A 25,209-nucleotide genomic window follows, 5' to 3' on the forward strand; every position below is an offset into this window, starting at 1 on the left:
AACGGACTGGCCCTCGCCTTTAACTTTCAGGGACGAATCGACAATGACCAGGGAAACGAAAATCGGGTTGCTCGTGGGAATGGGCGTGATCATCCTCATCGGGATTCTGATCAGCGATCATCTTTCCGATGCGCAGCGTCAGCAGCCCGCGCAGCTCGCCGGCAACGTCCCGCCGGAAATCAGCCGCGACATGATTCCCTCGCCCGTGCGCTTGAGCGATTCGGGTCCGGGCGCATCGTCGCCGTTGCCGCTGCCGTCGCAGCTTGGCAATCCCGGCGAACACGCCGCGACGACCGCCGGGCCGCGTCCGGACATCATCCGGCAGGACGGGCTGGATCGTGATCTGATTCCCGCCATGAAGACGATGACCGACCTGCCGCCCAACACGGCGGGGATCATCGGCCAGCAGCGCGCCGTCGAATCCGCCCGCGACACCGTCCGCCCGACGCCCAATCCTGTTCCGACCACCGGTTCTTCCAACACCGGCGTGAGCAGCACCAGCGCCATCCCCGAAGGCTTCGTCGTCGTCGACGGTCACCGCGCGACGCTGGGCGTCATGAGCAATGGCAACACGACCGCCGCACCGAAACAGACCATCCACTACGTCAAGGAAGGCGAAACACTCTCGGCCATCGCCCGTCAGTACTATGGCAACCCCGGCGATTACCAGATCATTCTCGACGCCAACCGCAAGGCGATCCCCAACGAAAACCTCGTCCGCCCGGGCGTGCGGCTGATCATCCCCAGCAAATCCGCCCCCGCCCCCGGAAATGTTGCTCCCGCGCCGGCTTCGACGCCGCCCGCCGCGTCGCCCAAGCCGACCGCACCGCAGGCGACCAGGACCGCCGAGTACACGGTCCAAGAGGACGACACGCTCTCGAGTCTCGCCGCCAAGTTCATGGGCTCGTCCAAGAACTGGCAGAAGCTCTACGAGCTTAACAAGGATCGCATTTCCAACCCCGATCGCATCGCGGAGGGGACGGTCATCCGCGTGCCCGCCCGCTGATCGGATCGCTTCGTTCCTTTTCATCACCGGCGACGCCTCATGTTTGCCAAGCTCGTGACGATGACGCTGCTGCTCGTTTGCCTGGCCTCGGCCATGCTCGTGTTGCGTCAACATCGCATTCAGCTTGCCAACGACTCGGCGGTGCTGCATCAGCAGATTGTGCATCTGCGGCAGGAAATATGGGATGCGCAGGGCAAGGCGGCCAACGTGCTCGAGCCGCGCCAGCTTCGCAACCGCATCGACGCCGCCCAGTTGGCGCTCGAGCCCGTCGCGCCCTCCGCCTCCCCGGCGACGCGCTTCGCCAGCACCGACTCACCCGGGGGACGATGAGCTTTGCCCAAGTTCGAGCCGAACGCCGACCTCGATAAGCAGCCCGTGCGAATCTATCGCACCGGGCTGATTCTCGTGGCGGGCCTGTCGCTGGTGATGTTCGGCCTGCTCGGGCGAGTCGTGCAGCTTCAGCTTGACCCTGAACGCCGACTGCACGATTTCATCGAAAACCGCGGGTCCGAAGCGAGCATCCTCGCCCGCCGCGGTGACCTGACCGACACGCGCGGCCGGCCCATCGCCTCGACCCACCTCGGCTACCGCCTCTTCGCCGACCCCAAGGCCATCACCGATATCGACGAGTTCGCCGCCCACGTCGCGCACGCCATTGGCGATGACCCCGCCCGGATCGATCAGCTCATTAGTCGCCGCATTGACAGCCGGTATATCGTTATAAACCCTTTGCTGGATGAAGCTCAGGTTAAGGCGGTACAGGACCTGAAGCTCGCCGGCCTGGGGGTCGAGCCCAACCCTGTGCGCATCTATCATCAGGGTCAGCTCGCGTCGCAGCTTGTCGGCTTCGTCGGGGCTGAGCATAAGGGACTTGACGGCGTCGAGTTCGCGCTGGACTCGCTCCTGCGCGGCGAGCCGGGCCGGGTGCACACGCTTCGCGACGTCAGCCGCAATCCGCTCTGGATCGAGCAGTCGCAGTATGTGCCTTCCGACGACGGGCGCAGCTTCCGCCTGAGCGTCGACATGGTGATCCAGTCGATCGCCGAGAAGGAGCTTGCCGAGGCCTGCCGGCAGTTCAAGGCCAAGCGCGCCGAGCTGATCGTCATGGAAGCCCGAACGGGGCAGATTCTGGCGATGGCCAACTGGCCCCCGTTCGATCCCAATGATCCGGCCGCGGCGCAGGGCGAGGCGCGCCGCAATCGCTGCATCACCGATCCGTTCGAGCCCGGCTCGATCTTCAAGCCCTTCGTCTACGGCGCCGCCCTCTCCACCGGCGTGACCCGCGGATCGGAAATGTACGACTGCACCACCAGCGGCGTCTACGTGACCTCCTACGGCCGACGCCTCCGCGATGCTCATGCCCACGGGCTCATCGACTTCGATCACGTGCTCATCTTCTCCTCCAACATCGGCATGGGCAAAGTCGGCGAACGCATGGGCAGCCGCGCGCTCTTCAACGCCGTGACAAGCTACGGTTTCGGCACGCGCACCGGCACCGCGCTGCCGGGCGAGTCGCCGGGCATCGTCAATCCGCTCAACCAGTGGTCCAAATACTCGCTGACCAGCGTGCCGATGGGACAGGAAATCGCCGTCACGCCCGTGCAGATGGTCAAGGCGTTCAGCGCCTTCGCCAACGGCGGCGTCATCGTCTCGCCCAGCGTATTGGGCGAGGAAGCCGACACGCCCATCTACCAGCGCGCCATCAGTGCCGACGCCGCCCAGCACACGCGCGACACCCTCCGCCGCGTCGTCACCGAAGGCACCGGCCGCAAGGCCGACTCGGCGATCTATCGCCTCTGGGGCAAGACCGGCACCGCCCAGGTCCCCGACCGCGTGCACGGCGGATACAAGGACCGCGCCTACAACGCCAGCTTCATCTGCGGCGCCCCCCTCAATAACCCCCGCCTCATCACCCTCGTCACCGTCCACGAACCCGACGCCGCCATCGGCTACTACGGCGGCATCGTCGCCGCCCCCGTCGCCAAAAACGTCATGGAAAAATCCCTCACCTACCTCGGCGTCCCCCCCGACAACCAGGACGCCCCCCGCGGCGCGTCGATCGCCTCAGCGGATTGACGAAGTTCATCTGCCGACACCCGCGGCGTTCCCTTCCGATATGACCAATAGCAAATGCCTGATGCCTAATGACCAATGCATTGGTCATCAGCCATTTGTCAATGGTCATTGAAATACAAATCCGCTCACGCCTTCCCGCGAATGCGCTCCACGATGTTCGTCGTCGATAATCCCTCCACCGGCGGGACCGTCGCGACTTTTCCGCCGTAGCTTTCGACGATTTCCCAGCCGACGACCTGGTCGTGGCTGTACGTCCCGCCTTTGACGAGCACATCGGGTTGGAGTCGCTTGATGAGCGGGATGGGCGTGTCGCCTTCGCCGCCTTTGCCGTCGCCGAACAGCACGATGTAGTCGACGCACTCGAGCGCCGCGAGGAGCTGCACGCGCTCGTCCTCATTGACGATCGGGCGCTGCGGTCCCTTCTGCGCCCGGATCGACACGTCCGTGTTCACCGCCAATACGAGCAGATCGCCCATCGCCCGCGCGCCCTGCAAAACGCGGACGTGACCGGCATGAAGAATGTCAAAACAGCCGTTGGTGAAGGCGATTTTGCGTCCCTGCTGGCGCCACGCCTTCAGTTCCGCCTCAAGCTGATCGGCCGTGCGGACCTTGCCCATCTGATGATGATCGCGCAGCAAGAGGGCGAGATGGACTTCTTCGAGCGGGATGGGCACGACGCCGAATTTTTCGACTTCGAGCCCCGCCGCGACGTTGGCGAGCTTGACCGCATCGAGCCAGTTGGCCCCATTGGCCCGCGCGCCGGCGAGCATGGCGAGCACCATGTCCCCCGCGCCGCTGACATCGTACACATTCCGCGCCTCCGTCGGCACGGCCGTGGGCTCGCCCCCGCGCTCCAGCAGCAGCGCCCCATGACGATCGAGCGTCAGCACCACCGCGTCCAGCGCCAGATCATCGAGCAGTTTCACGGCCATCGCATGCACCGCCGCGTCGTCGCCGGCCGTCTTGCCGGTGGCCTTCTCCGCTTCGGTGCGGTTGGGCGTGATCGCCGTCGCGCCGCGGTAGCGCGAATAGTCTTCGATCGCCGCCGGATCGACCAGCACCGGCACGCCGGCTTTTTTCGCCAGTTCGATGACGCGCTGACTGACGCCCTCGCCGAGCACGCCCTTGTTGTAATCTTCGATGCACAGCACGTCGGCATCCTTGAGCGCCGCCGCGACATGCGCGAGCAGTTTGTCGATCGTCGCCGAATCGAGGTGACCGTTGTCTTCGGTATCGACGCGGAACATTTTCTGCGGATGGCGATGTTGGGCCAGACCGATGTATGAACGCTTGACCGTCGTGCGCCGCGAGGCGTCGGCGACGAGAAACGTCGAATCGCACTTTGCTTCCCGAAGTTTTGCGCGAAGCAGGTCGCCGGTCGCGTCGGCGCCGGTCACGCCGATGCAGGTGACATGGCACTTCAGCGCCGCCAGGTCCATGCAGACATTCGACGCTCCGCCGGGCATGTGCTCCTCGCGGTCGACGCGCAGGACGGGGACGGGGGCATCGGGGCTCAATCGCTCGGCGTTGCCGTAAACGTATTGATCGAGCATGAAGTCGCCGACGACGATGACGCGTCGGGTTTGCCAGCGGTCGATGAATTCGACGAGGTGTTTCATGGGTGAAGCGTCTTGCTCACAAGTTCGGTCAGCGCGTCCGCGCCGTTGTCGAGCCGCATGACCAGATGGGGCCGCCAGACGGGGACGGACAGGGGCGTTGATTCTATCAGGGTCCGGAGTTTGACCCAATCCTTGTGGGTCGTGAGCACGGCCGCGGCTCCGGTCTGTTTTGCGAGCTGATCCGCTCGCCGCAGGTCCTCCGGCCGGTAGTGGTGGTGATCCGGCAGCACGATGGACTCGACCACGTCGAAGCGTTCTTCCGCTTGCGCGATCAGCGCCCGCGGATTGCCGATCGCGCACATCACGATGACGCTTTGCCCGCTGGTTTGGACGCTCTGGTCGCGCCCGTCGGTGATCGACGCCCAGTGATGGGACGCATGGGCGAGGGGTACTTGACCGGTGATCGACTTCAAGGTGGCGTCCAGCTTGTCGAGCGCCGGCGCGTCAATCTGATCGCAGCGCGTGACGATGATCGCATCTGCGCGTTTGAGCGCCCCGCGCGGCTCGCGCATCAGGCCCCAAGGCAGAATGTGCCCATAGCCGAACGGATTCGTCGCATCGATGAGCACCAGGTCCAGATCGCGGTGCAGACGCCGATGCTGAAACCCGTCATCGAGCACGATGACATTGACTTGAGGATGCTCGCGGCCGATGAGCTGCGCGCCTCGGGCGCGATCCGCATCCGTGATGATCGGTGTGTCGCCCAGCGCTTCGCCCAGCAGCAGGCGTTCTTCGGAGCCGACGTTCGGGTCGGCCTTGTATCCGCGCATCAATACCGCCGGCGTCGCGCCGAGCTTGCCAAGCGCCTGCACGAGGTAAATCACCATCGGCGTCTTGCCCGTGCCTCCGGCGGTGAGATTGCCGACGCTGATGACGGGCACATGCGCCTTGTGCATCCGCCGCACGCCCGAGTCGAAGGCGAGATTGCGCAGCGTGACGCCCGCCGCGTAAAACGGCGAAGCGAACGCCGCCGCGGCGCGGGCGAAGGGATTGGCGATGAAAGGCGGGTGGCTCAATGCGTTGCTCGACAGATATGTGACAAAAGGCATGCGGCTCGGAGCCCTCCCCCTCCTAGGGGGAGGGTTGGGGGGGGGTAAATCGTATCGCTTCGCAACGGCTCCGAATCGGAACACGCATCGACTGATACGCTTCACCCTCCCCTGGCCCCTCCCTCAAGGGAGGGGGATGAGGAGGCGTTGAATGCGTCGATCCATTCGCCGAGCCGGCGCATCGGCAGGCCGACGACGGTCGCCGGGTCGCCTTCGACCGTGATGGGCCAGCGGTCGGTCAGCTCGGCCAGATTATACCCGCCGGCCTTGCCTTGCCATTGCCCGCCGGCGATGTACGCTTCGATCGCCGCGTCGTCGAGCGGGCCGATCGTGACGAACGCTTCGTCCACGAAAATCCGTTCGCGCCCGCTCGCCGCATCAATGAGGCACACGCCGGTCAGCACGGCGTGTGTGCGGCCGACAAGTTGCCCGATCATCCGCCGCGCGTCGTCCGCATCGGCGGGTTTGCCGAGGATATGCTCGTCGAGACTGACGAGCGTGTCGGCGCCGAGGACGAGGCCGGCGTCGAGCAATTCCGCCACGCTTGCCGCCTTCATGTGCGCGAGCGTCGCCACCGCCTGCCGCACCTTCAGATGCGACACATCGAAATGCGAATCGTCGAACGGCGGGGCGATGCACCGATGCGCGATGCCCGCTTCGTCGAGCAGCTTCGTGCGCCGCGGACTGGTGCTGGCGAGGATGAGTCGCGCGCTCACGCCGCTTCTCGCTTGTGCGGTTTGGAAGCGGAGGGCGGGATCAACTGGCCCCATCGCTTGATGCGATAGTAGCAGATGGTGCGGTGCACGATGATGTAGCTGGGCAGGGCGAAGAGCAGGCCGACGACGACGCAGCCGACCCACATCGGCACCGCCACGTCCACCATCTGCGTCCAGTAGAAATCGACCGTGTTCCACCAACCCTCCGGCGGATGGGCCAGATCGCTCCACCACTTGGCGTTGACGGGCGTCATGCGCGTGAGCATCACGCCCAGCTTGTAGCACGGGTAGTAGATCGGCACGAGCGTGACGGGGTTGGAGATCCAGACCATCGGCAGGCCGATGAGTTTGTTGGCGCGGAAGAGCCATGCCAGAAAAAGGACGAGGCCCATCTGGAAGCCGATGGTGGGCGTGAACGCCACGAAGAGCCCGATCGCCACGCCGCGGGCCAGGCGCTCGGGCGGATCGTCGGCGTGGAGGAGATTGTGCAGCACGAAGCGCCGCGTGATGGCGGAGTAAAGTCGGATGCGGGCGCGAACGTGGCGGCGGAACATCGTGACGATCCCGGTTAAGCGGCGGGAGCCGGTTGGGGCAGGCCTCGGGGCGGATCCGATCGCATCACCTCCGTCACCGCCCGCCAAACGCGCTCGGCACTCACCGAGGCGATGACCGACGGGTCGGAGGTAGACCGATAGTGTAGGCGCTGTCCGGGCTCCGCACACACGGTCCCGATGTCATATCGGTAAGGCCCGACCTTCGCTGGATCGGTGGGGCCGAAAACGCTCACCACGCGGCGTTCTAACCCGATCGCGATGTGCAGCGCCGCCGAATCATTCGCCAGCACCAGCCCCGCACGGCTCAAGATCGCCATCAATTGCCCGATCGACGTTTTGCCGATCAGGTCGATGCGGCGGACTTTTCTTTTGGATGTTTCATTCACCAAAAGCGCCGCCGCGTCGCGCTCGTTCTTCGCCGCCACGATCACCGCCGCCTCCATGCCCACTTCGCCCAGCCGCTCGGCGATCTGGTCATAGCGCTCGGCGGGCCACGCCTTGCTCGCCCACCGCGCCGTCGGCGCGATCACCGCGAAGCGCTCCGCTTCGAGGCCGTGATCGGCCATGAACTGCCGCGCCCATTGCTTGTCGGGCACGCTGACGTGGAGCCGCATGTCGCGCACGATCGGCACGCCGTCGGCTTCGATGATGGCGAGCATGCGGTCGACCGTGTGCACGTTCGCCGGATCGACGGCGATGCGCTTCGTATACCCGAGCCAGGCCATCTCGCGCGCATCGCCGGCCCCGATGCGTCGCGGGGCGAGCGTCGCGGCGGTGAACAGGCCGCTGCGGAGGAGGCCCTGCAAGTCATACACGCGGTCGTAACGGTGGCGATGCAGCGCAAAACACATTCGCACGGCGGCGCGGAGGTCCTTGCGCGGGAACGCGATCGCCTGATGCAGATCGGGATGATGCGCGATGACCTGCGCAAATGAATCCTGCACGAGCCAGTCGATGTCCGCGGCGGGGAAGGCACGCTTGAGACTCACCAGCGCGGGCACGGTGCGCGCGACATCGCCCAAGGCGCTGGGCCTGACGATCAGAATGCGCTGGGGGTTCTCCGCCGGCCGATTCATCCGGGTAATATACGCACCCTAGCCCCGCCGGTACAGCACGGGATTGAGCGGGGAATCCGCGACATTTCCGACCTTCACGCCCGGCAGCCACGTCTTGTGATCATTGACCTGATGCTCATTGCGCGGCTCGACCACCTTCGCCTCCTCATCCAGATAAATCACCGTCATCACCTCGCGCGGCTGGCTCGACGTGTTCGCCCCCGCCCGGTGATAGGTCCATCCGTAATGAAAACTGACCTCGCCCAGATCGAAGGGTTCGACGATATTCGCGAACCCCGCCGCGGATAGTTCGGCTTGCAGCTTCGCTTCCGACTCGTCGCTGATTTGCAAATCGCGGCCGATCTCGTGCTGATGACTCTCGGCGGCGAAACTCAGGGGGCCCATGTTCAATGGCACCGCGTGCAGGGGGACCCATGCGGTGCAGGTCCTGGGCGTATCGATCGGCCAGTAGTATTGGTCGGCGTGCCAGGGCGTATGTCCGCCGCCGGCGGTGCGCGCCGGTTCCTTGTACAGCGCCTGATCGTGATAGAGCCGCACGCCGGTCGAGCCCATCAGTTCCGCCGCGATCCGCGCCAGTCGTTTCCCGAATGTGAACGCCCGAACCGCTTCGTCCTGCCGCCAGAGGTTCATCACTTGTATGAACGCCTTCTGATACGTGTCGCGCTTCTCCCACGGAATGTCGGCGAGGTTGTTAAGCTCGATGACCTTCCTCGTAATGATCGGCCCGAAGTGCGAAAGCTCGGCGGGGCTGAACACGTTCTTGAGCTTGATGTATCCCTCCCGCCGGAAAAACGCGATCTGCTCAGCGGTCAGGGGGTACGGCGTGTCGAGGTCAATTCGCGTCGCGGCGGTGGTGGTCGTCATGGCGGGCCTCATGGGAAGTGTTGCAGACATTATCGCCGGTATGACCGGCCGTTTCGTCCGCCGTATTGGCAAAAATATGTATCCGATTTGCGCCAGCGGTGGATTTTGTGAGCTAAAATCGCCAACAGGATACTCGATGCAGGCCTACTTTGAGCAAATCCAAACCGCAGCGGACCGGTCGTTCAACTGCTTTGAGCGGGTGGACCAGGGGTTCGAGTTCGCGTGGCATTACCATCCGCAGTACGAACTGACGCTCATCAATGACAGCCGCGGGCGGCGCTTCGTCGGCGACCACATCGACGACTACGCCGCCGGCGACCTCGTATTGATCGGCCCGAACCTGCCGCATACATGGTGCAGCGATGAGGACGACGCGGCAAGGGAACATCGCGCCACAGTCGTGCACTTCGATCACGACTTTTTGGGCCGGCGATTTTTTGATGTGCCCGAGATGACGCGCCTCGCGCAAATGCTTGAGCGCGCCAGGCGGGGGCTTCGTTTCAAGGGCGACATTTGCGGGCACGTCGCCGAGATGCTCGCGTCGATGCTTATGACCGACGGTCACGTGCGACTGTTCACGCTGCTGACGGCGCTGGGTCATTTGTCGATGACCAGCACGTTCGACACGCTGGCGAGCGAGGGGTATATCCCATCGGCGCGGTCGCACGATCGGCAGCGGGTGGATGCGGTGTGCGGGTTTCTCAATGAGCACTTCACCGGCTCGATCGATCAGGCGAAGGTGGCGAAGATGGTGCGGATGAACCCCGCCGCCCTGAGCCGGTTTTTCCGCAAGGCGACGGGGCGGACGATGACGGCGTACATCAACGAGCTGCGCGTCGGGCGGGCGAGTCGTCTGCTCATCGAGACCGACCGCACGGTGCTGGAGGTCTGCTACGCCTCGGGCTTCAACAACGCCGCGAATTTCAATCGCCAGTTCGCCCGGCTCAAAGGATGCAGCCCCGGCCAGTTCCGCCGTCGATTCACGCAGGCGGATCAGGCGTCAAACGATCGGGTATGATCACGGCATGCGCGTCGAACTTGCACGCACGATTCGGTTCTGTCTGGCCGCCGACGGGTCGCTCGATGTCGACGCGGAGGTAAGCAATTCGTTCGCCGCCTGGCCCCCAATGCGCGGGCTGGGGCGGTATTACGAATTGACGGTGACATGCGTGGGCGATGCGGATCGGGACACGGGGTATTTCATGAACATCAAGCGGATCGACGAAGCGGCGCGGACGCACGCGCTGCCGGCGATCAGCGCCGCGGCGAAGCGGGCGGACGCGCCGCTGGGGCGATTGATGGCGACTATGATCAGCATGTTGGGAGCTTCCGGGGGGCCGCTGGATCGGACGGTGGTGAAGGTCGAATTGCGATTGACGCCGACGGTTTCGATCGGCATTGAGGTATCGGACATGACCCATGTGCTCGTCAGCCAGCAGTTCGAGTTCGCCGCCGCGCATCGTCTGCACACCCCGGCCCTGTCGGACACCGAGAACCGCGAAGTGTTCGGCAAGTGCAACAACCCCGCGGGGCACGGGCATAACTACCGCGTCGAAGTCACCGTCCGCTCGCCAATCGACGCCGCCGGTCACGCCATCGAAGTCGGCGCCCTCGACAAGCTCGTCGACGTAGCGGTGATCGAGAAACTCGATCACAAACATCTGAACGTCGATGTGCCGCAGTTCGCATCGCTCAATCCGTCGGTGGAGCACATCGCCAAGGTCGTCTACGACATGCTCGAATCCCCCGTCGCCAAGCGCGGCGTCAAGCTCGAGCAGGTCCGCGTCTGGGAAACGAGCAAAACCGTCTGCACGTATCGGCCGGGGATCTGAAGTCAATCACGATATTGCGATTCGTCCTCCGTGGGCGAACTGCTCTCTCTCAGCCGCGCACTTCGAAAATGAATTCGATTTCCACCGTCGCATGGAGCGGCAGGGCGTTGACGCCGACGGCCGCGCGGGCGTGTCGGCCGGATTCGCCGAAGATTTTCTGCAGAAGCTCGCTCGCTCCGTTCGCCACCGCCGCCTGTTGATCGAAGCCGGCGGCGCTCTGCACGAACACGCCGACGCGCACGACGCGCACGAACTTCGACCAGTCGCCGCCGATCATGTCGCCGAGGACGGCCAGACCGTTGAGCACGCACTGACCCGCCGCCGCCTGCGCGAGGGCGATGTCGCTGACCGCGCCGGTGCTTGCGAGCTTGCCGTCTCTGAAGGGCAACTGCCCGCTGACGAAGATCAGATTCCCGCTGCGCACCGCGGGCAGATAGGCCGCGACCGGCTTCGGCGCCGCCGGCAAGGTCAGATTCAACTCGGCTAGTCGGTCAGTGATGTTCATGGCGCTTTGATCGTCGGCTCGCCGGCAAGATAACCGAGCGATGCGAGGAATCGGTCGGCGGCGTCGAGCGTCTCGACATACGGCTTATTGTCGTTGCGACCGAAATTGAAAAACCCATGCTTCATGCCCGGCCAGGTGCGCAGTTCGCACCGATTGCCCGCCGCGATCATCTGCTTCGTGAAGTATTCCCCGCCGGACAGCAGCGAATCGTCGGTGCCGAAGAAAATGATCGTGGGCACGACGCCGGGGTGGATGTGATGTGCCGGCGAGATTTCGACGGGCTCAACGCCGCAGCGATCACGCAGCGAGGCGATCAACTCCTCCGACGCCTTGGGGCTGCCCTCGAACGGCGCCAGCGCCGCGGCGGGGTTGAAGAGCACCATCGCATTCGGCTTCGACGACACGGTCGCTTCCTCGCCGGTATCGTCGAACTTGTCGATCACACCGGTGCATGCGGCGATGTGCCCGCCGGCGCTCCCGCCGGAGGCGACGATGCGATTCGGATCGACGCCGAGCTGCGCGGCATGCGCCCGCACGAAGCGGATCGCGCTCTTGGCGTCGGTGACGCAGTCGACGGCTTTGACATTCTGGCGCGAGGCGACGCGGTAGTCGGCCGTGATCGCCACCATGCCGCGTGAAGCGAAGTATTCGCACTGATGCTCAAACTGCCGGGGCGAACCGGCCTTCCACCCGCCGCCGAAGAAGAACACGATTACCGGCCGATGATCGCTCGCCTGCCAGTCGGCGGGTTTGTAGAGGTACAGGTTGAGCGTGGTGCCGTCGATTGTCTTGTACGGCATCGCCTGCGCCTCCGGCGGACGAAGCGGATCATCGGCGCCGAGCGCGACAGCGGTGAGCATCAGCAGCGTGCACAGACCGGTCAGACGCTTCATGGTTTGTCTCCCTCGGGCTTTTCGCCGATCGTCGGTTCGCCCTTGAGGTAGCCGAGCGATGTGAGAAAGATGTCCATCGCGCGGGTGGTTTGAAAGTACGCATCGCCGTCGTTGAAAAATCCGTGGCCTTTGCCCTCAAAAAGCATCAGTTCGCTGCGCGAGCCGATGTCCTGCATCTTCTTCTGGAACGCCTTGGCGGTGTCGACGGGGATGAGTTTGTCCTGCGTGCCGAGAAAGACGATCGCGGGGGGCATGCCCTTTTCGATGTTCGCCATCGGGCTGATCTTTTGCCAGTATTCCTTGACGCGGTCGTAGCCGTAGCCATGTTCGGAGTTGTCGTACACCGGGTTGAACAGCACAAGCGCATCGGGCACGGCGGACACGCTCGTGTCTTCGCCGTCTTCGTTGAAGTCGGTGACCGTCGCCGTCGCCGCCGCGACGTGTCCCCCGGCCGACCCGCCGCCGGCGGCGAGCTTGTCGGGGTCGATGCACAGTTCCGCGGCGTGAGCCCGCACGTATCGCATCGCGCTCTTGCCGTCCTTGACGCATTCGATGGGCGTCGTGTGATTGCGGCTGCTGACGCGATACTCCGCCGTCGCCGCCCACATCCCACGCGACGCAAGGTACGCCGCCTGCCGGTAGAACTGCGCGGGTGTGCCGCCGACCCACCCGCCGCCGAAGAAGAACACGATGGCGGGCGTGTGATCTGTCGCCTTGTGTCCGGCCGGCTCGAAGATGTGCAGCTTCAACTCGACATCGCCGACGGTTTTGTACGTGACGAGCCGCGTGGGTTTCGCATCGGTGGCGAAGCGGTCCGCCGCCGGCGCGATCGTGGTGAGCAGAGCGATCAGCACGGCTGCGATTGCGAAATGGCGCGTCATGGGTTCTCCATCGTCGGTCACTTGAGCGCTTCGAGCACCTGACTGACCGTGTACGCATCGGACTCGAAGACGACCTTGCCGTCGGGCGCGTAGATGACGAGCAGCGGGATCGACCGGCGGCCCTGTTGCGTGAGCAGGGCGTTGCCGGGGCCGTTGTCGTCGCCCGTCAGGTCAACCTTGATGGGCACGACCTTATTGCTGTTGAGCGCCGCCGTGACGCGCGGATCGAACAGCACGGCATGCTCGAGGGCGTGACAATTCAGACACCACTGCGCGGTGAACTCGAGGACGATGAATTTGCCGTCTTTTTTCGCATTTTCGAGGCGCTCGGGCGTGTAGTAGACCCAGTTGACGGGCCCGTGGCGCGTGTACCAGTACGCCAGGTGCGCCCCGGCCCCGATGAACAGCAGGCCGATCAGGACGAAGGTGATGAGATTCGCGCGGTGTTTGGGTCTGAGTGCGATCGTGCGCCAGGTCAGCCAGGTCCCGGCGGCGATGATGAACGCGCCGACGAAGTACCAGTAGGCGAGCGTCGGCGGATCGGGCGGCGTCACGATCAGGCCCGAGACGCCGGTGCCGACGAAGAACGCCGCGGCGGCGAGCATGAACAGACCCATCACCTGCTTGATCAATTCGCTGGCCGGTCCGGTGCGGGGCATGCGGTCGATGAGCTTCGGGTACGCCGAGAGCAGCAGGTAGGGGAACGCCATGCCCGACCCGATGGCGGCGAAGGTCGAGAGCGTGACGGCGGGATTCTGCGTGGCGGCCCATGCGGCGGCGGCGCCCATGAACGGCGCGGTGCACGGCGTCGAAAGCACGGCCGTCATGATCCCGAAGAGGAACGACCCGAACGCCGTGTCGTGCGACGGGTTGAACATGTAGACCTTCTGCGGCAGTCGAACGGCGAACAGCCCGCACATGCCCGCCGCCATGATCGCGATGATCACGCCCACGCCGATCGTGAACCACGGCTTCTGGAAAAGCTGATTCGTCGCGGTGAACCCGCTGACGGTCGCGATGGCGATGCCCAATGCGAGCCAGAGGAACACGACGCCGCCGCTCATCACGGCTCCGAGCATCAGGCAGCGCGAGCGATGACCCGCCGCCGCCGAGAGGCCCATGATCTTGATCGGAATCAGGGGCAGCACGCATGGCGTGAAATTCAGCAGAAAACCCCCGATGAAGGCGATCAGCAGCAACAACCACAACTTTGTCGGATCAATCGAAAAGTCATAGCCGAACAGCGGGATGTTGAGCGTGTTCGCGCCTGCGGGAACGTCGGCGATCGGTTGGCGGAGCACATCGAACGGGGCATCATGACTTTCCGCGATGTTCGTCCCCGCCGGCGCGACGGTGAGCGTGACCTTGCTGATCGTCGTCTGCGGTTGCAGGCACGTCTTGTCATCGCACGCCTGCCACGTCGTCGCCGCTTCGAGGTCGTACTTGCCCGGCGCGACGCTGGGCCCGACGTGCAGCGACACGACGATCGCCGCCTTGCCCGCGTAGAAGTCGAGTTTCTGCGGACCTTCTCCGAAGTCGACGACGATCGGGTGCGGCTCGGGGTATCGCACGCCCGACACCAATACGCCCGCCGGAAGCCCCGTGACTTTCACATCCGTCGGCACCAGGTAGTCAAGCTGCGGCTTATGCAGCTGAATGTGGTAGCGCGGATCGATGTCCAGCTCAATCGCCAGCGCGCCCTCCGAGTCGGCGGCGATCGCCTCGCCTTGCCAGCGCGTGTCGAACTTGACCACCGGCTCGCGCGCCCCGCTCCCGGAAGTCGCGTCCGGCGCGCCGAAGGCGTCGCCGAACCCCGCCGGGTCCGTCAACTGTCCGCGCGTCTGAACAGCGATCATGCTGAGCATCAGACAGGCGAGCAGGGCGGGAAAATGGCGGGGCGGATGAGTCATGCGTGGTTGAAACGTCGGTGTGGGGGCGGCGGTTCGGGGCATCATACCGGGGCTGTGCGGGGATTTGAAGAAGCGGGGGCCTTCGTTCCGATAAAGTCCTTATGGCGGAAGTCCTTGATCAGGGTGATGTTGATGCATTGCTGGCGGCGATCGGCGGCGGGGAAGTCGCCGCGGCCGAAGCCGGCGAAGCGTCCAACGTGCAGGTCTTTTCCAATCAGCGTCGCCCGACCAAGCAGCTTGAAATCCGCCTCTACGACTTTAAGCGCCCGGAGCGCGTCAGTAAGGACCAGATGCGCGCCTTGGAGCAGCTTCATGAGGGCTTCGGCCGCAACTTCGGCGCGCAGCTCTCGGGCTTTCTCCGCACGATCGTCGAAGTGAAAGTGGCGAACATTGAGCAGCTTACCTACGCCGAGTTCACGCAGGGGCTGCCCAATCCGACGAGCTTTAATCTGCTGCGCTGCGAGCCGCTCGAAGGGCAGATGTGCCTGGAGATCAGCCCGCTGATCATCTACCCGATCATCGACCGTCTGCTCGGCGGGTCGAACGCCGAGTTGTTCATCCCGCAGCGTCCGCTCACGCAGATCGAGCAGCGACTCGTGAGCAAGATCACCGATCGCGCGACCAGCGCGCTGACGGAGGCCTGGTCCGCGCTGACGCCGGTGCGTTTCACGCTGGCCGAGACGGAGTCGAACCCGCAGCTTGTGCAGATCGTGCCGCCCAACGAAGTGGTGGTGGTGGTGGGGTTTGAATTGAAGATGGGCGGGCGCGCCGGGACGATGAGCTTGTGCATCCCGTTCAACGTCATCGAGCCGGTGATCGACAAGCTTTCGAGTCAGAGCTGGAACTCCTACACGCGCAGCAAGGCCAACACGAGTCTGCGCACGCGGCTCGCCGACAAGCTCAATCGCGCCCCGCTGATGTCGACCGCGCTGCTCGCCGAGACGACGATCACGCTGCGCGACCTGATGAACATGGCGCCTGGCGACGTGATCCTCACCGACAAGGCCGCCGCCCAACCCGTCGTGCTGACGCTCGAGGGCAAAAAGAAGTTCCTCGCCAACCTCGGGCAGTACCGCGGCAACCGGGCCCTGAAAATCACCCGCGCGATCACACCCAAAGACCGCGTGTGATTCGCCGTCTTCCCGTTTAGCGAGCCGACTTGTCGCGTGTTTTTTCTTCCAGCCATTTCGCCACCGGCCCGTCCCTGATCATGATCCCGGCCAGTTCCCCCCACGGAATCGTGATGCTGTACGCCCCCTCCGCGTACGAACCCACTTCATAGGGCGAAAAGTAAAACCGCAACCCCGACGGCACGACGGCGAACGTGTGCAGATTGTCGATCGAAATCGGCGGCTTCGTCCGACCCGCTTCATAATCGCTCAGCGAAGTCGCCCCCGCAGCCCGCAGCGCCTTGCAGCACAATTCAACCAGTTTCTCCTTCGCCGCCGGCGTGTCGACGATGACATCCTCTAGCACGACCGCGCCGACCGAACCGTCATCACGCTGTGCGAATACGCGCGCATTGAGATTCGAGTTGCCATGCGCCCCGCCGGTGTAGGCATAGTCCGTGATGACCGCGCTGATCATCGTCGGGTCATCGAGCAGCATCTCCACGGACGTTTCTCCCTCCCAGTAATTCGTTGCGCTTGGCTCCCACATACTCTCCCATACATCCCGCCAACTCGTGCTCTCGTTCAGCGACCCGGCGGACGCGCGGGCCATCAGCATCAACTCCGCCCGCATCGCGTCACGCAGCGGCGAGCCCTTCAGATCGGGCACTTCCGCCGTGTAGTGCGCTGCCCATCCCCGATCGCCGATCCGCACGCCGGTCCGTCGCTCGATGCGCCAGTTGGTCATCACCCGATCAAAAGCCATCGCCTGCGGCGGACCATCGCCGATGATCAGCTCGCCGGTGAGCCGGCCTGATGCGTCGTCCAGCTTTCCCCTCAGGTGCAGCTTTACATCCTGATTCGGATTGACATCGATCCGCACCGACCCGCCCGCGTCGATTTCGCCTTCGATCCACTGGCCCGTGTGCTCGTCATTCTCCAGTTCAATCGACCCGCCCAGCTTGTCCTCGCGCGGATAGAGGGTCATCGTCACCGCCCGCCCGTCCGGCAGCGTGCCCATGTAATACCCGCCCGGCGTCGGGCCTTCGTGTTCGTAGGGCATGAGCAGAACGATCAGCATCGTCACGACGATCCCCGCCGCCGCCGCGAGCGCGCCCAACGTCCAGAGAATGCGGCGTTTCGTCGGCGTCATGGCTTTACGCTCCGTCGGATTTGGGCTTGCTGTTGCGGGCGACGAGGCGGTGGGTGTGCGTGGGGCTCAGGGCTTTGAGATAGTCGAGGATGCGGTAGCCGCGCGGAACGCAGAGTTCCAGCTTCGGGTGGTCGAGCAGATTCACCACATGTCGGGCCACGGTGTCCGGCTCGATCGCGTGCGGGCGGACCACGTTCCAGAGCAGCTCCATCGGTTTGGACGTATGAAAGTACGGCGTGTTCACGACGCCCGGGTGCACATACGAAAAATGCACGCCCGAGTCGGCGTAATCGGCGGCGAGCGTCTGCGTGAGCGCGACCAGCGCGGACTTGGTCGGCGTGTAGGTGGCGTGACCCCAGGGCGACATCTTGGCGGAGATCGAAGCGATGTTGATCACATGTCCGCGCCGCTGCCGGAGCATCGACGGCAGCGTTTCACGAATCAGGCGCGACGGGGCGAGGTAGTTGAGGCGGTGGAGGTAGTCTTCCGTGTCGGTCGTCTGATCGAGGAACCGGCCGTACATGCCCGACCCGGCGCCATTGACGAGTACGGTCGGCGAGCCGTGGGTCGTCATCAGTTCGTGCATCATGGCCGGGAGCGCTTCGGTGTCCGAAAGATCGAAGGGGAGGGCATGCGACGGGGCGTGCGAGCGGCAGTCATCGGCGACGGCGGCGAGCTTGTCAGCGCGGCGGGCCAGGAGCAGCGTGACCCATCCACGCGCGGCGAGCCGACGGGCGATGGCGGCGCCCATGCCGCTGGAAGCACCGGTGACGAGCGCGATGGCGGAATGTGCCTCGGAAGGTTTCATACGCAGCACGGCGATTATACCGATTCAAATTCTGGAAAAGTCGACAGGATCACAGGATGATCAGGATGGCGGAAATGTCCGACCGATCCCCAACCCCTGATCCCCGATCCCCGCCTCACAGCCGTCGAATCGGAAACAGCGCCACCGTCATGTGGGCGTTGCCGAGGCGGTCGGTGATGGGCATGTCGCGGACGATGGGCGGGGCGACGGGGAAGGCGCGCTTCAGGCATTGCTCCTCCCAGATTTTCAGATCGTGCTCGGCGGTGGGACGGTCGATGGTGAAGAGCACGAGCAGCAGACCGGCGTGAAAGATCATCGGGTCCTGCGCGAGTTTGCGGATGTCCTGGCGGACGGGGCTGAGCAGTTCGGCGGAGTAGCGGGCGAACGGGCCGTCGGTTGTGAACTGGCTGACTGTCTTGATCTCCAGCCAGTACGCCGCTTCGAGCGGCACGGCGTCGTCGGGACTGAACAGCGTCGCCTCGGCTTCGGGATCGACGAGCGACGCGCCATCGGGAATGAGCACGATGTCGCAGCGCTTGCCCTCGCTTTTGCGCTTGCGTGCGCCCAGCGCGGAGGGAAACGCCTGCTCGGGCCGGACGCCGAAACCGGCGTCGCGCAGGCCGCGCTGGATGATCGGGTGCAGCCCCAACTCCGCCAGCGCATCGATGCCGTACACCGCCTGCTCCGCATCGCAGTCCCGCGCGGCCTTCGCCAGCGCGTCAAACGCGCCTTCGACAATGTCCACCACATCCCATCGCATCGCCCGTATGGTATGCTCGCCTCATGAGCGTCGGCTGGTTTTATCATGACGATTACCTCAAGCACGACACCGGCCAGCACCCGGAGCGCCCCGAGCGTTTGCGCGCGATTGTCGAGCATTTTGAAAAGTCGGGGCTGGCGAACGAGCTGGTCCGCCTCACGCCGACGCCGATCGACCCGGCGAGACTCGCGGCGATTCACGATGCGGACTACATCCAGCGCGTCGCCGCCACATGCAGGAGCGGCGTGCGGCATATCGACTCGATGGACACGGTGATCTGCCGGGCGAGTTATGACGTGGCGCTGCTCGCCGCCGGCGCGGCGGTCGATGCGGCGGACGCGGTCATGCACGGCGAGATTGAGCGTGCCTTCGTCACCGCCCGCCCGCCGGGGCATCACGCGGAGTTCGACACGGCGATGGGCTTTTGCCTGTTCAACAACATCGCCCTCGCGGCCGATCATCTCATTACCCATCACAAGCTTGAACGCATCGCCATCGTCGATTTCGATGTGCACCACGGCAACGGGACGCAGCATGCTTTCGAGTATCGCAATGATGTGCTGTTCATCTCGATCCACCAGGATCCCGCCACGCTCTACCCCGGCTCCGGCTTCGCCCGCGAGATCGGACTTCGCAAGGGCGAGGGGTTCACGCTCAATGTCCCCATGCCGCCCGGCGCCGGCGACCGGGAGTATCAGGCAGCGTTCGAGGCGACGATTTTGCCGCGACTCGACGTGTTCGGCCCGCAGGTATTGCTCATCAGCGCCGGTTTCGACGCGGCGGCGGAGGACCCGCTGGCGAACATCGAACTGACCGACGCGGCGTTCACATGGATGACGCAGCAGCTTGTTCAGATCGCCGAGCGGCACTGCGGCGGGCGCGTCATCAGTCTGCTCGAAGGCGGCTACAATCTGGCGGCTCTGGCGCGATGCGCGGCCGCACACACAAGGGCGTTACTTTCATGAGCGATTCGGTCAAGCAGGAATGGTACGCGGAGGGCATGAGCTTCACGTGCACGCAATGCGGCAACTGCTGCACCGGGCCGGAGGGATACGTGTGGTTCCATCTGGACGAGTTGAAGTCGATGGCCGAGTACGTGAAGATGCTGCCGAACGAGTTTCTTCGCAAGTACGCGCGGAAGGTGCACGGGCACTACACGCTCAATGAGAACCTGACGGAGCACGGACACGACTGCGTTTTTCTGAAGCGCGACGCGAACGGGAAGGCGGGGTGTTCGATCTATCCGGTGCGTCCGACGCAGTGTCGGACGTGGCCTTTCTGGCCGGAGAATCTGCGGAGCCGGTCGGGATGGAAGGCGGGGGCGCAGCGGTGCCCCGGGATGACGAAGGGCGGCTTGCCGAGCGAGGGCGCCAAGGGCACGTTCTACCCGATCGAAAAAATCCGTATCATGCGCGATGGCACACCTCACTGAAGATGACAGGCGGGTCTGGCGAAGCTGGGCGGACGCGGCGGGCGAAGCGGCGGTGGATCACGCGCTGCGCGATCTTTATGACCGGCTCGTCGACGACATTGCGGGCCGATCGCCGACGTGCTGGCTCAGCGGCAAATGCTGCAAGTTCGAAAGCTACGGGCACCGGCTCTACGTGACGGGGCTCGAGATCGCATGGATGCTCGGGCAGATCGACGCGGACGCACGCGCCCGGCTCGACGCGGCGGAACTGCGAGGGATGGACGGGTGTCCGTTTCAGATGAGCAAGATGTGCGGCGTGCATGCCATTCGGCCCCTCGGCTGCCGAATCTATTACTGCGATCCGGCGGCGAAATCGTGGCAGAACGAGGTGTATGAGCAATATCAAAATGAGCTTCGCCGCTTGCATGATCAGCGGGGTCTGACGTACCGTTACATGGAATGGCGGATGGGGCTGGAAGACGCGCGTGCGGCGATGGGCGGCGCGGCGAACGGATGATCGATTCACGGAGGCACGAAAGGAACGCGCTCATGAAGACGTATCGAATGTGGGCCTGTGTCGGTGTGATGCTCGTTTGCGCGGGATTGATGCGAGCGGCCCTGGCGGCGGACGAGGCGATCGTGCCGTGGAGCGAAGCGAAGCAGCATGTGGGCAAGACATGCACGGTCGAAGGCCCCGTCGCCGGGGCGGTGTATCTCGAACATATCAAGGGCAAGCCCACGTTCCTGAACGTCGGCAAGGATCATCCCGATCCGTCGCGCTTCGTGATCGTCATCTGGGGCGACGACCGCGCCAAATTCGGCGAATCGCCGGAAAAAAACTACGTCGGCAAGACGGTGCGCGTAACGGGGAAGGTCGTCCTGCACAAGGACATCCCGCAGATCGAGATCAAATCGCCGGACATGCTGAAAGTGGTCGAGCCGAATTGAGACTTTTCGCTCGCTCTCCCGAAGCGAGCGGTGAGATCAGTGATCCAGCGCGTGCAGGGCGTCGGACTTTTCGAGGCAGTTGACCGCCAGCGCGGTCCAGCCGGTCTGGTGTGACGCGCCGAGTCCCCGGCCGCTGTCGCCGTGGAAATATTCGTAGAACAGAATCAGATCGCGCCAATGCGGATCGGTCATGTAGCGCTGATCGTCGCCATGGCAGGGCCGCTTGCCCGCCTTGTCCGCGAGGAAGAGCGACACGAGCCGTTTGCGCAGCACGGCGGCGACCTGCTTGAGGTTCATCATTTTGCCAGAGCCGGTGGGGCATTCGACCTTGATGTCCTGCCCGTAGAAATGGTGGTATTTTTCGAGACTTTCGATGAGGAGGAAGTTGACGGGGAACCAGATCGGTCCGCGCCAGTTGCTGTTGCCGCCGAACATATGTGTGTCCGACTCGCCGGGGACGTAGGTCACGCGATGCTCCGTGCCTTCGAGGTTGAGGACGAAGGGCTTCTCGCGATGCACCGCCGAGAGCGAGCGGATGCCGAAGGGCGAGAGGAACTCGCTGGGGTCCAGCACGTATCGGAGCACGCGCAGGAGGCGCTGCTTGCTGGGCACGGCGAGCATGTAGCGCTGCGCCGTTTCCGAATCGCCTTCGAGGTACGTGATGAACCGCGCCAGCTCCTTGCGGTTCTCCAGAAACCACTTGGCCCGCTTGTGGAACCCCGGCAGTTTTTCGATGACGCTGCGCTCGAGGATTTCGACGGCGAAGAGGGGGATGACGCCGACGATCGAGCGGATTTTCAGGCGGGTGCTGTGATGGTCCTGATGGAGCATGTCGTAATAGAACCCATCGTGATCATCCCAGAGTCCGGTGCCGCCCAGACTGTTCATCGCTTCGACGATGGCGACGAAATGCTCGAAGAACTTGCTGGCCATGTCCTCGTAGACCGGGTCATGCTGCGCCAACTCCAGCGCGATTGACAGCATCGTCGCGCAGTAGAACGCCATCCATGCCGTGCCGTCGGCCTGACTGAGCGTGCCGCCGCCGGGCAGCGGGGCGGAGCGGTCGAAGATGCCGATGTTGTCGAGGCCGAGGAATCCGCCGGCGAAGAGGTTCTTGCCGTGCGGGTCCTTGCGATTGACCCACCAGGTGAAATTGAGCATGAGCTTCTGAAACGCCCGCGCGAGGAATTTGACGTCGCGCTTGCCGCGCGGGGCGGTCATCTTGTACACGCGCCAGCAGGCCCATGCATGCACCGGCGGATTCACATCGGAGAAGCAGAACTCGTACGCCGGAATCTGCCCGTTGCCGTGCATGTACCATTCGCGCAGCATGGTGAGCAGTTGATGCTTGGCGAACTCGGCGTCGACCCGGGCGAAGGGGATCATGTGAAACGCCAGGTCCCACTCCGCGAACCACGGATACTCCCACTTGTCCGGCATGCTCAACACATCGCGGCTGTACAGATGTTTCCACTCGCGATTGCGCGCATGTTCGATCCGCTGCTTGGGCGGCGGGGGCATGTTCGGATCGCCCTTGAGCCAATCCTCCACGACCAGATGGTAGAACTGCTTGGACCACAGAAGCCCCGCATAACCCTGCCGCGCCATCGCCCGGCTCGGCGCATCGTATTCCGGCGGAAGCACGCGCTGGTAGAACGCCTCCGCCTCGGCGATGCGGTCGACGAACACTTTTTTGAATCCCGCGCCCATCGCTTTCTTCGGCGGTTCCGCATCGGAAAACAGCCGCAGGTGCAGCGTCTTTTCCTTGCCTGCGGGGATGATCCATTCGTGATGCGCCGCCACCTTCGTGCCGTATTCCTTGGGGTTCACCGCCTTGTGCTCGCCATGCACGAGATAGCGGTCAAAGGCGTCCTTGGTGTACGTGCAGAAGTTCTCGACGCCGGCGACGCGCTCCTGATTCGTCTCGTTGTCGGTGAAGAGCCAGTGCTCGGGCTCCTTCTCGGCGACGAGATGGAAGCGGCCGAGCGTGGGGTGGTCGGCCTGAAGCTCGGTGTCGCTGACGGCCGCGATGCGCGGTTTGAGCGTACATCCTTCGTGCGTGCAGCCCCAGACCCAGGTATTGCGGAACCACAGCGTCGGCAACACATGAATCAGCGCCGCCTCCGGCCCGCGGTTCGCCACCGTGATGCGGATCAGCACATCGTCCGGCCCGGCCTTGGCGTACTCGGCGGTGACGTCGAAGTATTCATCGGAATCGAAAATCCCCGTGTCGATCAGCTCGTATTCGCCGATCTTGCCGCGCGTGGCGTTCTCACGCACGATCTGGTCATACGGGTACGCCTTCTGCGGATACTTGTACAACGCCTTCATGTACGAATGCGTCGGCGTCGAGTCCAGGTAGTAGTAACATTCCTTCACGTCCTCGCCGTGATTGCCTTCCGGCCCGGTCAGACCGAAAAGACGCTCCTTGATGATCGGGTCCTTGCCGTTCCAGAGCGCGACGGCGAAACACAGCCGACACTCCCGGTCGCTGATGCCCAGAAGCCCATCCTCGCCCCATCGATACGCCCGGCTCCGCGCGTGATCGTGCGGAAAATAATTCCAGCACGAACCGTCCGCCGAGTAGTCCTCGCGGACCGTGCCCCATTGTCTTTCGGAAAGGTATGGCCCCCAGCGCTTCCAGTTCTTCTTGCGTGAAGCGTCCTCTTCCAGACGTTTGACTTCCGCGTCGGGCGTGGGCCTCGTTTTTGCCATGACACATAAGTATCACGCCGCGCCGCGATCCGCAATGCGCAGGCCCGATTTAAGAACGTGTGTGAGAAGGCGGAGTTTAACGAGCCGCGACCGTGAGGGAGCGGTCACGGCGCCGCTCATGGATGCTGGTTTCGACCGCTCCCTGACGGTCGCGGCTCGTCGATCCATGGCCTTCCCACACGCGGCCTAACGGCTCATGCCGCCCATGTTTTCCTGCGGGACGATGCAGTCGCGCGACCAGAATCCGGGAATCGGCGTCCGGCAGTCGGGGCAGTGGCCATCGCGCAAACGATTGGCGCGGATCGAGAATCCTCGGCGTTCGATGAGCATGGCGGAACAGGCGGGGCAGCGCGTGTGCTCCCATTCCCCGACCTGCCCCGGCCGATTGCCCGCGTAGACGTAGCGAAGCCCGGCGCGCCGCCCGATCCGACACGCTTCGATGAGCTGATCGACCTGCGTGTTGGGCGTCGTGCTCATCTTGTAGTCGCTGTGAAATGCGGTGATGTGCCAGGGAATGTCGCGGGAGATGCCGGCGAGGAAGTCGGCGATCCGCTTCACTTCGTCGGGGCTGTCGTTGAAGCCGGGGATGAGCAGTGTGACGATCTCGAGCCAGAAGCCCATCTGATGAAGCTGGCGGATCGTGCGCTTGACATTGTCGAGCTGTCCGCCGAGCGCGCGATAATGTTTGTCGTCGAAGCTCTTGAGGTCCACCTTGTAAAGCTGCACGCAGGGGCGGATGTATTGGAGGACGCGCGGCGTGGCGTTGCCGTTGGAGACGAACGCGCCGCAGAGGCCCGCTTCGTTGGCGGGTGTGAGCACCTCGACGGCCCACTCGGCGGTGATGAGCGGTTCGTTGTAGGTCGTGGCGATGACGGGGGCGTGATGCTGCTGCGCGAGATCGACGATCTGCTCGGGCGTGATGCGGTACACGTTCGACACCGCCGCCTCGTCGCGCATTGCCTGACTCGTCACCCAATTCTGGCAATACCCGCAGTGCAGATCGCAACCGAGCATGCCGAAGCTCAACGCCTCAGCCCCGACGAACGCATGAAAGAACGGCTTCTTGGCGATCGGATCGCACGCCAGCGCGCCCACATAACCGTGCGGCGCCTTCAGCACGCCCCCGTCGTTGAACCGTACGCGGCATACGCCTTCCTTCCCCTCCGCGATTTTGCACTCGTGACCGCAGGCGTAACAGAGCAAACGCCCGTCCGGCAGCGGCTCGTACAACTCCGCCGGTCGGGTCAGTTCATGCATCAACGTGCGCAGGCGAATCGCCTCGGGGCTTCTCAGGGCCATGGCATCCCTCGCTGGCCGGCCATTC

The 25,209-nt window shown here is 64.1% G+C and carries 25 protein-coding genes; 10 read left to right on the top strand and 15 right to left on the bottom strand.

Annotated elements, in window-relative coordinates; all coding sequences use genetic code 11:
• Positions 1-43: 43 nt before the first annotated feature.
• From GC162_09725 to GC162_09735, 3 genes are read left to right on the top strand one after another with little or no spacing between them, the layout of a single operon-like run.
• Positions 44-1,006, top strand: coding sequence for a LysM peptidoglycan-binding domain-containing protein (locus tag GC162_09725; protein ID MBI1368917.1), 963 nt, complete (start codon positions 44-46; stop codon positions 1,004-1,006).
• Between the two features lie 39 nt (positions 1,007-1,045).
• A complete protein-coding gene (locus GC162_09730) occupies positions 1,046-1,336 on the top strand; it encodes a hypothetical protein (GenBank protein MBI1368918.1) in 291 nt (96 codons plus the stop codon).
• Between the two features lie 3 nt (positions 1,337-1,339).
• Complete coding sequence (locus GC162_09735; protein MBI1368919.1) at positions 1,340-3,082, top strand: hypothetical protein; 1,743 nt, start codon at positions 1,340-1,342, stop codon at positions 3,080-3,082.
• Between the two features lie 125 nt (positions 3,083-3,207).
• On the opposite strand, the gene rfaE2 is transcribed toward GC162_09735, so the two are convergent.
• The 6 genes from rfaE2 to GC162_09765 all read right to left on the bottom strand — a co-directional run bounded on the left by rfaE2 (position 3,208) and on the right by GC162_09765 (position 8,960).
• Positions 3,208-4,701 (bottom strand): D-glycero-beta-D-manno-heptose 1-phosphate adenylyltransferase, encoded by a 1,494-nt coding sequence (rfaE2, locus tag GC162_09740; GenBank protein ID MBI1368920.1) that lies wholly within the window; start codon positions 4,699-4,701, stop codon positions 3,208-3,210.
• On the bottom strand, positions 4,698-5,750 hold the full coding sequence (gene lpxK, locus GC162_09745; protein MBI1368921.1) for a tetraacyldisaccharide 4'-kinase: 1,053 nt from the start codon (positions 5,748-5,750) through the stop codon (positions 4,698-4,700). Before lpxK ends, rfaE2 begins: the two co-directional genes overlap by 4 nt.
• Positions 5,751-5,851: 101 nt before the next feature.
• A complete protein-coding gene (gene maf / locus GC162_09750) occupies positions 5,852-6,520 on the bottom strand; it encodes a septum formation protein Maf (protein MBI1368922.1) in 669 nt (222 codons plus the stop codon).
• Positions 6,463-7,020, bottom strand: a complete 558-nt coding sequence (locus tag GC162_09755) for a DUF2062 domain-containing protein (protein ID MBI1368923.1) — start codon at positions 7,018-7,020, stop codon at positions 6,463-6,465. Before GC162_09755 ends, maf begins: the two co-directional genes overlap by 58 nt.
• A gap of 14 nt (positions 7,021-7,034) precedes the next feature.
• On the bottom strand, positions 7,035-8,096 hold the full coding sequence (locus GC162_09760) for a hypothetical protein (GenBank protein ID MBI1368924.1): 1,062 nt from the start codon (positions 8,094-8,096) through the stop codon (positions 7,035-7,037).
• 18 nt (positions 8,097-8,114) lie between these two features.
• The gene (locus GC162_09765; protein ID MBI1368925.1) at positions 8,115-8,960 is read right to left on the bottom strand and encodes a phytanoyl-CoA dioxygenase; all 846 of its coding nucleotides are present in this window, start codon (positions 8,958-8,960) and stop codon (positions 8,115-8,117) included.
• Here GC162_09765 and GC162_09770 point away from each other — a divergent pair.
• Positions 8,866-9,978, top strand: a complete 1,113-nt coding sequence (locus GC162_09770; GenBank protein ID MBI1368926.1) for a helix-turn-helix domain-containing protein — start codon at positions 8,866-8,868, stop codon at positions 9,976-9,978. The genes GC162_09765 and GC162_09770 overlap by 95 nt on opposite strands.
• A 7-nt stretch (positions 9,979-9,985) precedes the next feature.
• Positions 9,986-10,792 carry a hypothetical protein gene (locus GC162_09775; protein MBI1368927.1) on the top strand — a complete coding sequence of 269 codons (807 nt, stop codon included), beginning with the start codon at positions 9,986-9,988 and terminating at the stop codon, positions 10,790-10,792.
• A 49-nt stretch (positions 10,793-10,841) separates the two neighbouring features.
• Here GC162_09775 and GC162_09780 read toward each other — a convergent pair whose 3' ends face one another.
• Genes GC162_09780 through GC162_09795 form a run of 4 tightly spaced genes read right to left on the bottom strand, consistent with a single transcriptional unit; the run spans position 10,842 to position 15,026 of the window.
• Positions 10,842-11,297, bottom strand: coding sequence for a RidA family protein (locus tag GC162_09780; protein ID MBI1368928.1), 456 nt, complete (start codon positions 11,295-11,297; stop codon positions 10,842-10,844).
• Positions 11,294-12,190 (bottom strand): alpha/beta hydrolase fold domain-containing protein, encoded by an 897-nt coding sequence (locus GC162_09785; protein MBI1368929.1) that lies wholly within the window; start codon positions 12,188-12,190, stop codon positions 11,294-11,296. Before GC162_09785 ends, GC162_09780 begins: the two co-directional genes overlap by 4 nt.
• Positions 12,187-13,071, bottom strand: coding sequence for an alpha/beta hydrolase fold domain-containing protein (locus GC162_09790; GenBank protein MBI1368930.1), 885 nt, complete (start codon positions 13,069-13,071; stop codon positions 12,187-12,189). Before GC162_09790 ends, GC162_09785 begins: the two co-directional genes overlap by 4 nt.
• Before the next feature lie 17 nt (positions 13,072-13,088).
• Positions 13,089-15,026: a DUF255 domain-containing protein gene (locus tag GC162_09795; GenBank protein ID MBI1368931.1), complete on the bottom strand. Its 1,938-nt coding sequence runs from the start codon at positions 15,024-15,026 to the stop codon at positions 13,089-13,091.
• A 56-nt stretch (positions 15,027-15,082) separates the two neighbouring features.
• Between GC162_09795 and fliM the strand changes: the two genes are divergently transcribed.
• Positions 15,083-16,111 carry a flagellar motor switch protein FliM gene (gene fliM, locus GC162_09800; protein ID MBI1368932.1) on the top strand — a complete coding sequence of 343 codons (1,029 nt, stop codon included), beginning with the start codon at positions 15,083-15,085 and terminating at the stop codon, positions 16,109-16,111.
• Positions 16,112-16,127: 16 nt separating this feature from the next.
• Here fliM and GC162_09805 read toward each other — a convergent pair whose 3' ends face one another.
• The 3 genes from GC162_09805 to GC162_09815 form a co-directional block, all read right to left on the bottom strand.
• Positions 16,128-17,243, bottom strand: a complete 1,116-nt coding sequence (locus GC162_09805) for a DUF3298 domain-containing protein (GenBank protein ID MBI1368933.1) — start codon at positions 17,241-17,243, stop codon at positions 16,128-16,130.
• A gap of 4 nt (positions 17,244-17,247) precedes the next feature.
• Positions 17,248-18,051 carry an SDR family NAD(P)-dependent oxidoreductase gene (locus GC162_09810; protein ID MBI1368934.1) on the bottom strand — a complete coding sequence of 268 codons (804 nt, stop codon included), beginning with the start codon at positions 18,049-18,051 and terminating at the stop codon, positions 17,248-17,250.
• A gap of 115 nt (positions 18,052-18,166) precedes the next feature.
• Positions 18,167-18,811, bottom strand: a complete 645-nt coding sequence (locus GC162_09815; GenBank protein MBI1368935.1) for a hypothetical protein — start codon at positions 18,809-18,811, stop codon at positions 18,167-18,169.
• A 23-nt stretch (positions 18,812-18,834) separates the two neighbouring features.
• On the opposite strand from GC162_09815, the gene GC162_09820 reads away from it, so the two are divergent.
• The 4 genes from GC162_09820 to GC162_09835 are packed head-to-tail and all read left to right on the top strand — an operon-like array spanning position 18,835 to position 21,170.
• A complete protein-coding gene (locus GC162_09820; protein ID MBI1368936.1) occupies positions 18,835-19,776 on the top strand; it encodes a histone deacetylase in 942 nt (313 codons plus the stop codon).
• Positions 19,740-20,243, top strand: coding sequence for a YkgJ family cysteine cluster protein (locus GC162_09825; GenBank protein MBI1368937.1), 504 nt, complete (start codon positions 19,740-19,742; stop codon positions 20,241-20,243). The genes GC162_09820 and GC162_09825 overlap by 37 nt, the downstream gene beginning before the upstream one ends.
• A complete protein-coding gene (locus GC162_09830; GenBank protein ID MBI1368938.1) occupies positions 20,227-20,739 on the top strand; it encodes a hypothetical protein in 513 nt (170 codons plus the stop codon). Before GC162_09825 ends, GC162_09830 begins: the two co-directional genes overlap by 17 nt.
• A gap of 32 nt (positions 20,740-20,771) precedes the next feature.
• Positions 20,772-21,170, top strand: a complete 399-nt coding sequence (locus tag GC162_09835; protein ID MBI1368939.1) for a DNA-binding protein — start codon at positions 20,772-20,774, stop codon at positions 21,168-21,170.
• 36 nt (positions 21,171-21,206) lie between these two features.
• Here the strand turns inward: GC162_09835 and GC162_09840 are convergent, their stop codons facing one another.
• Complete coding sequence (locus GC162_09840) at positions 21,207-23,885, bottom strand: glucosidase (protein MBI1368940.1); 2,679 nt, start codon at positions 23,883-23,885, stop codon at positions 21,207-21,209.
• A gap of 186 nt (positions 23,886-24,071) precedes the next feature.
• Complete coding sequence (gene amrS, locus GC162_09845) at positions 24,072-25,184, bottom strand: AmmeMemoRadiSam system radical SAM enzyme (GenBank protein ID MBI1368941.1); 1,113 nt, start codon at positions 25,182-25,184, stop codon at positions 24,072-24,074.
• Between the last annotated feature and the right edge of the window lie 25 nt (positions 25,185-25,209).

The sequence above is a fragment of the Planctomycetota bacterium genome, assembly GCA_016125255.1.
Lineage (GTDB): Bacteria > Planctomycetota > Phycisphaerae > Phycisphaerales > Zrk34 > RI-421.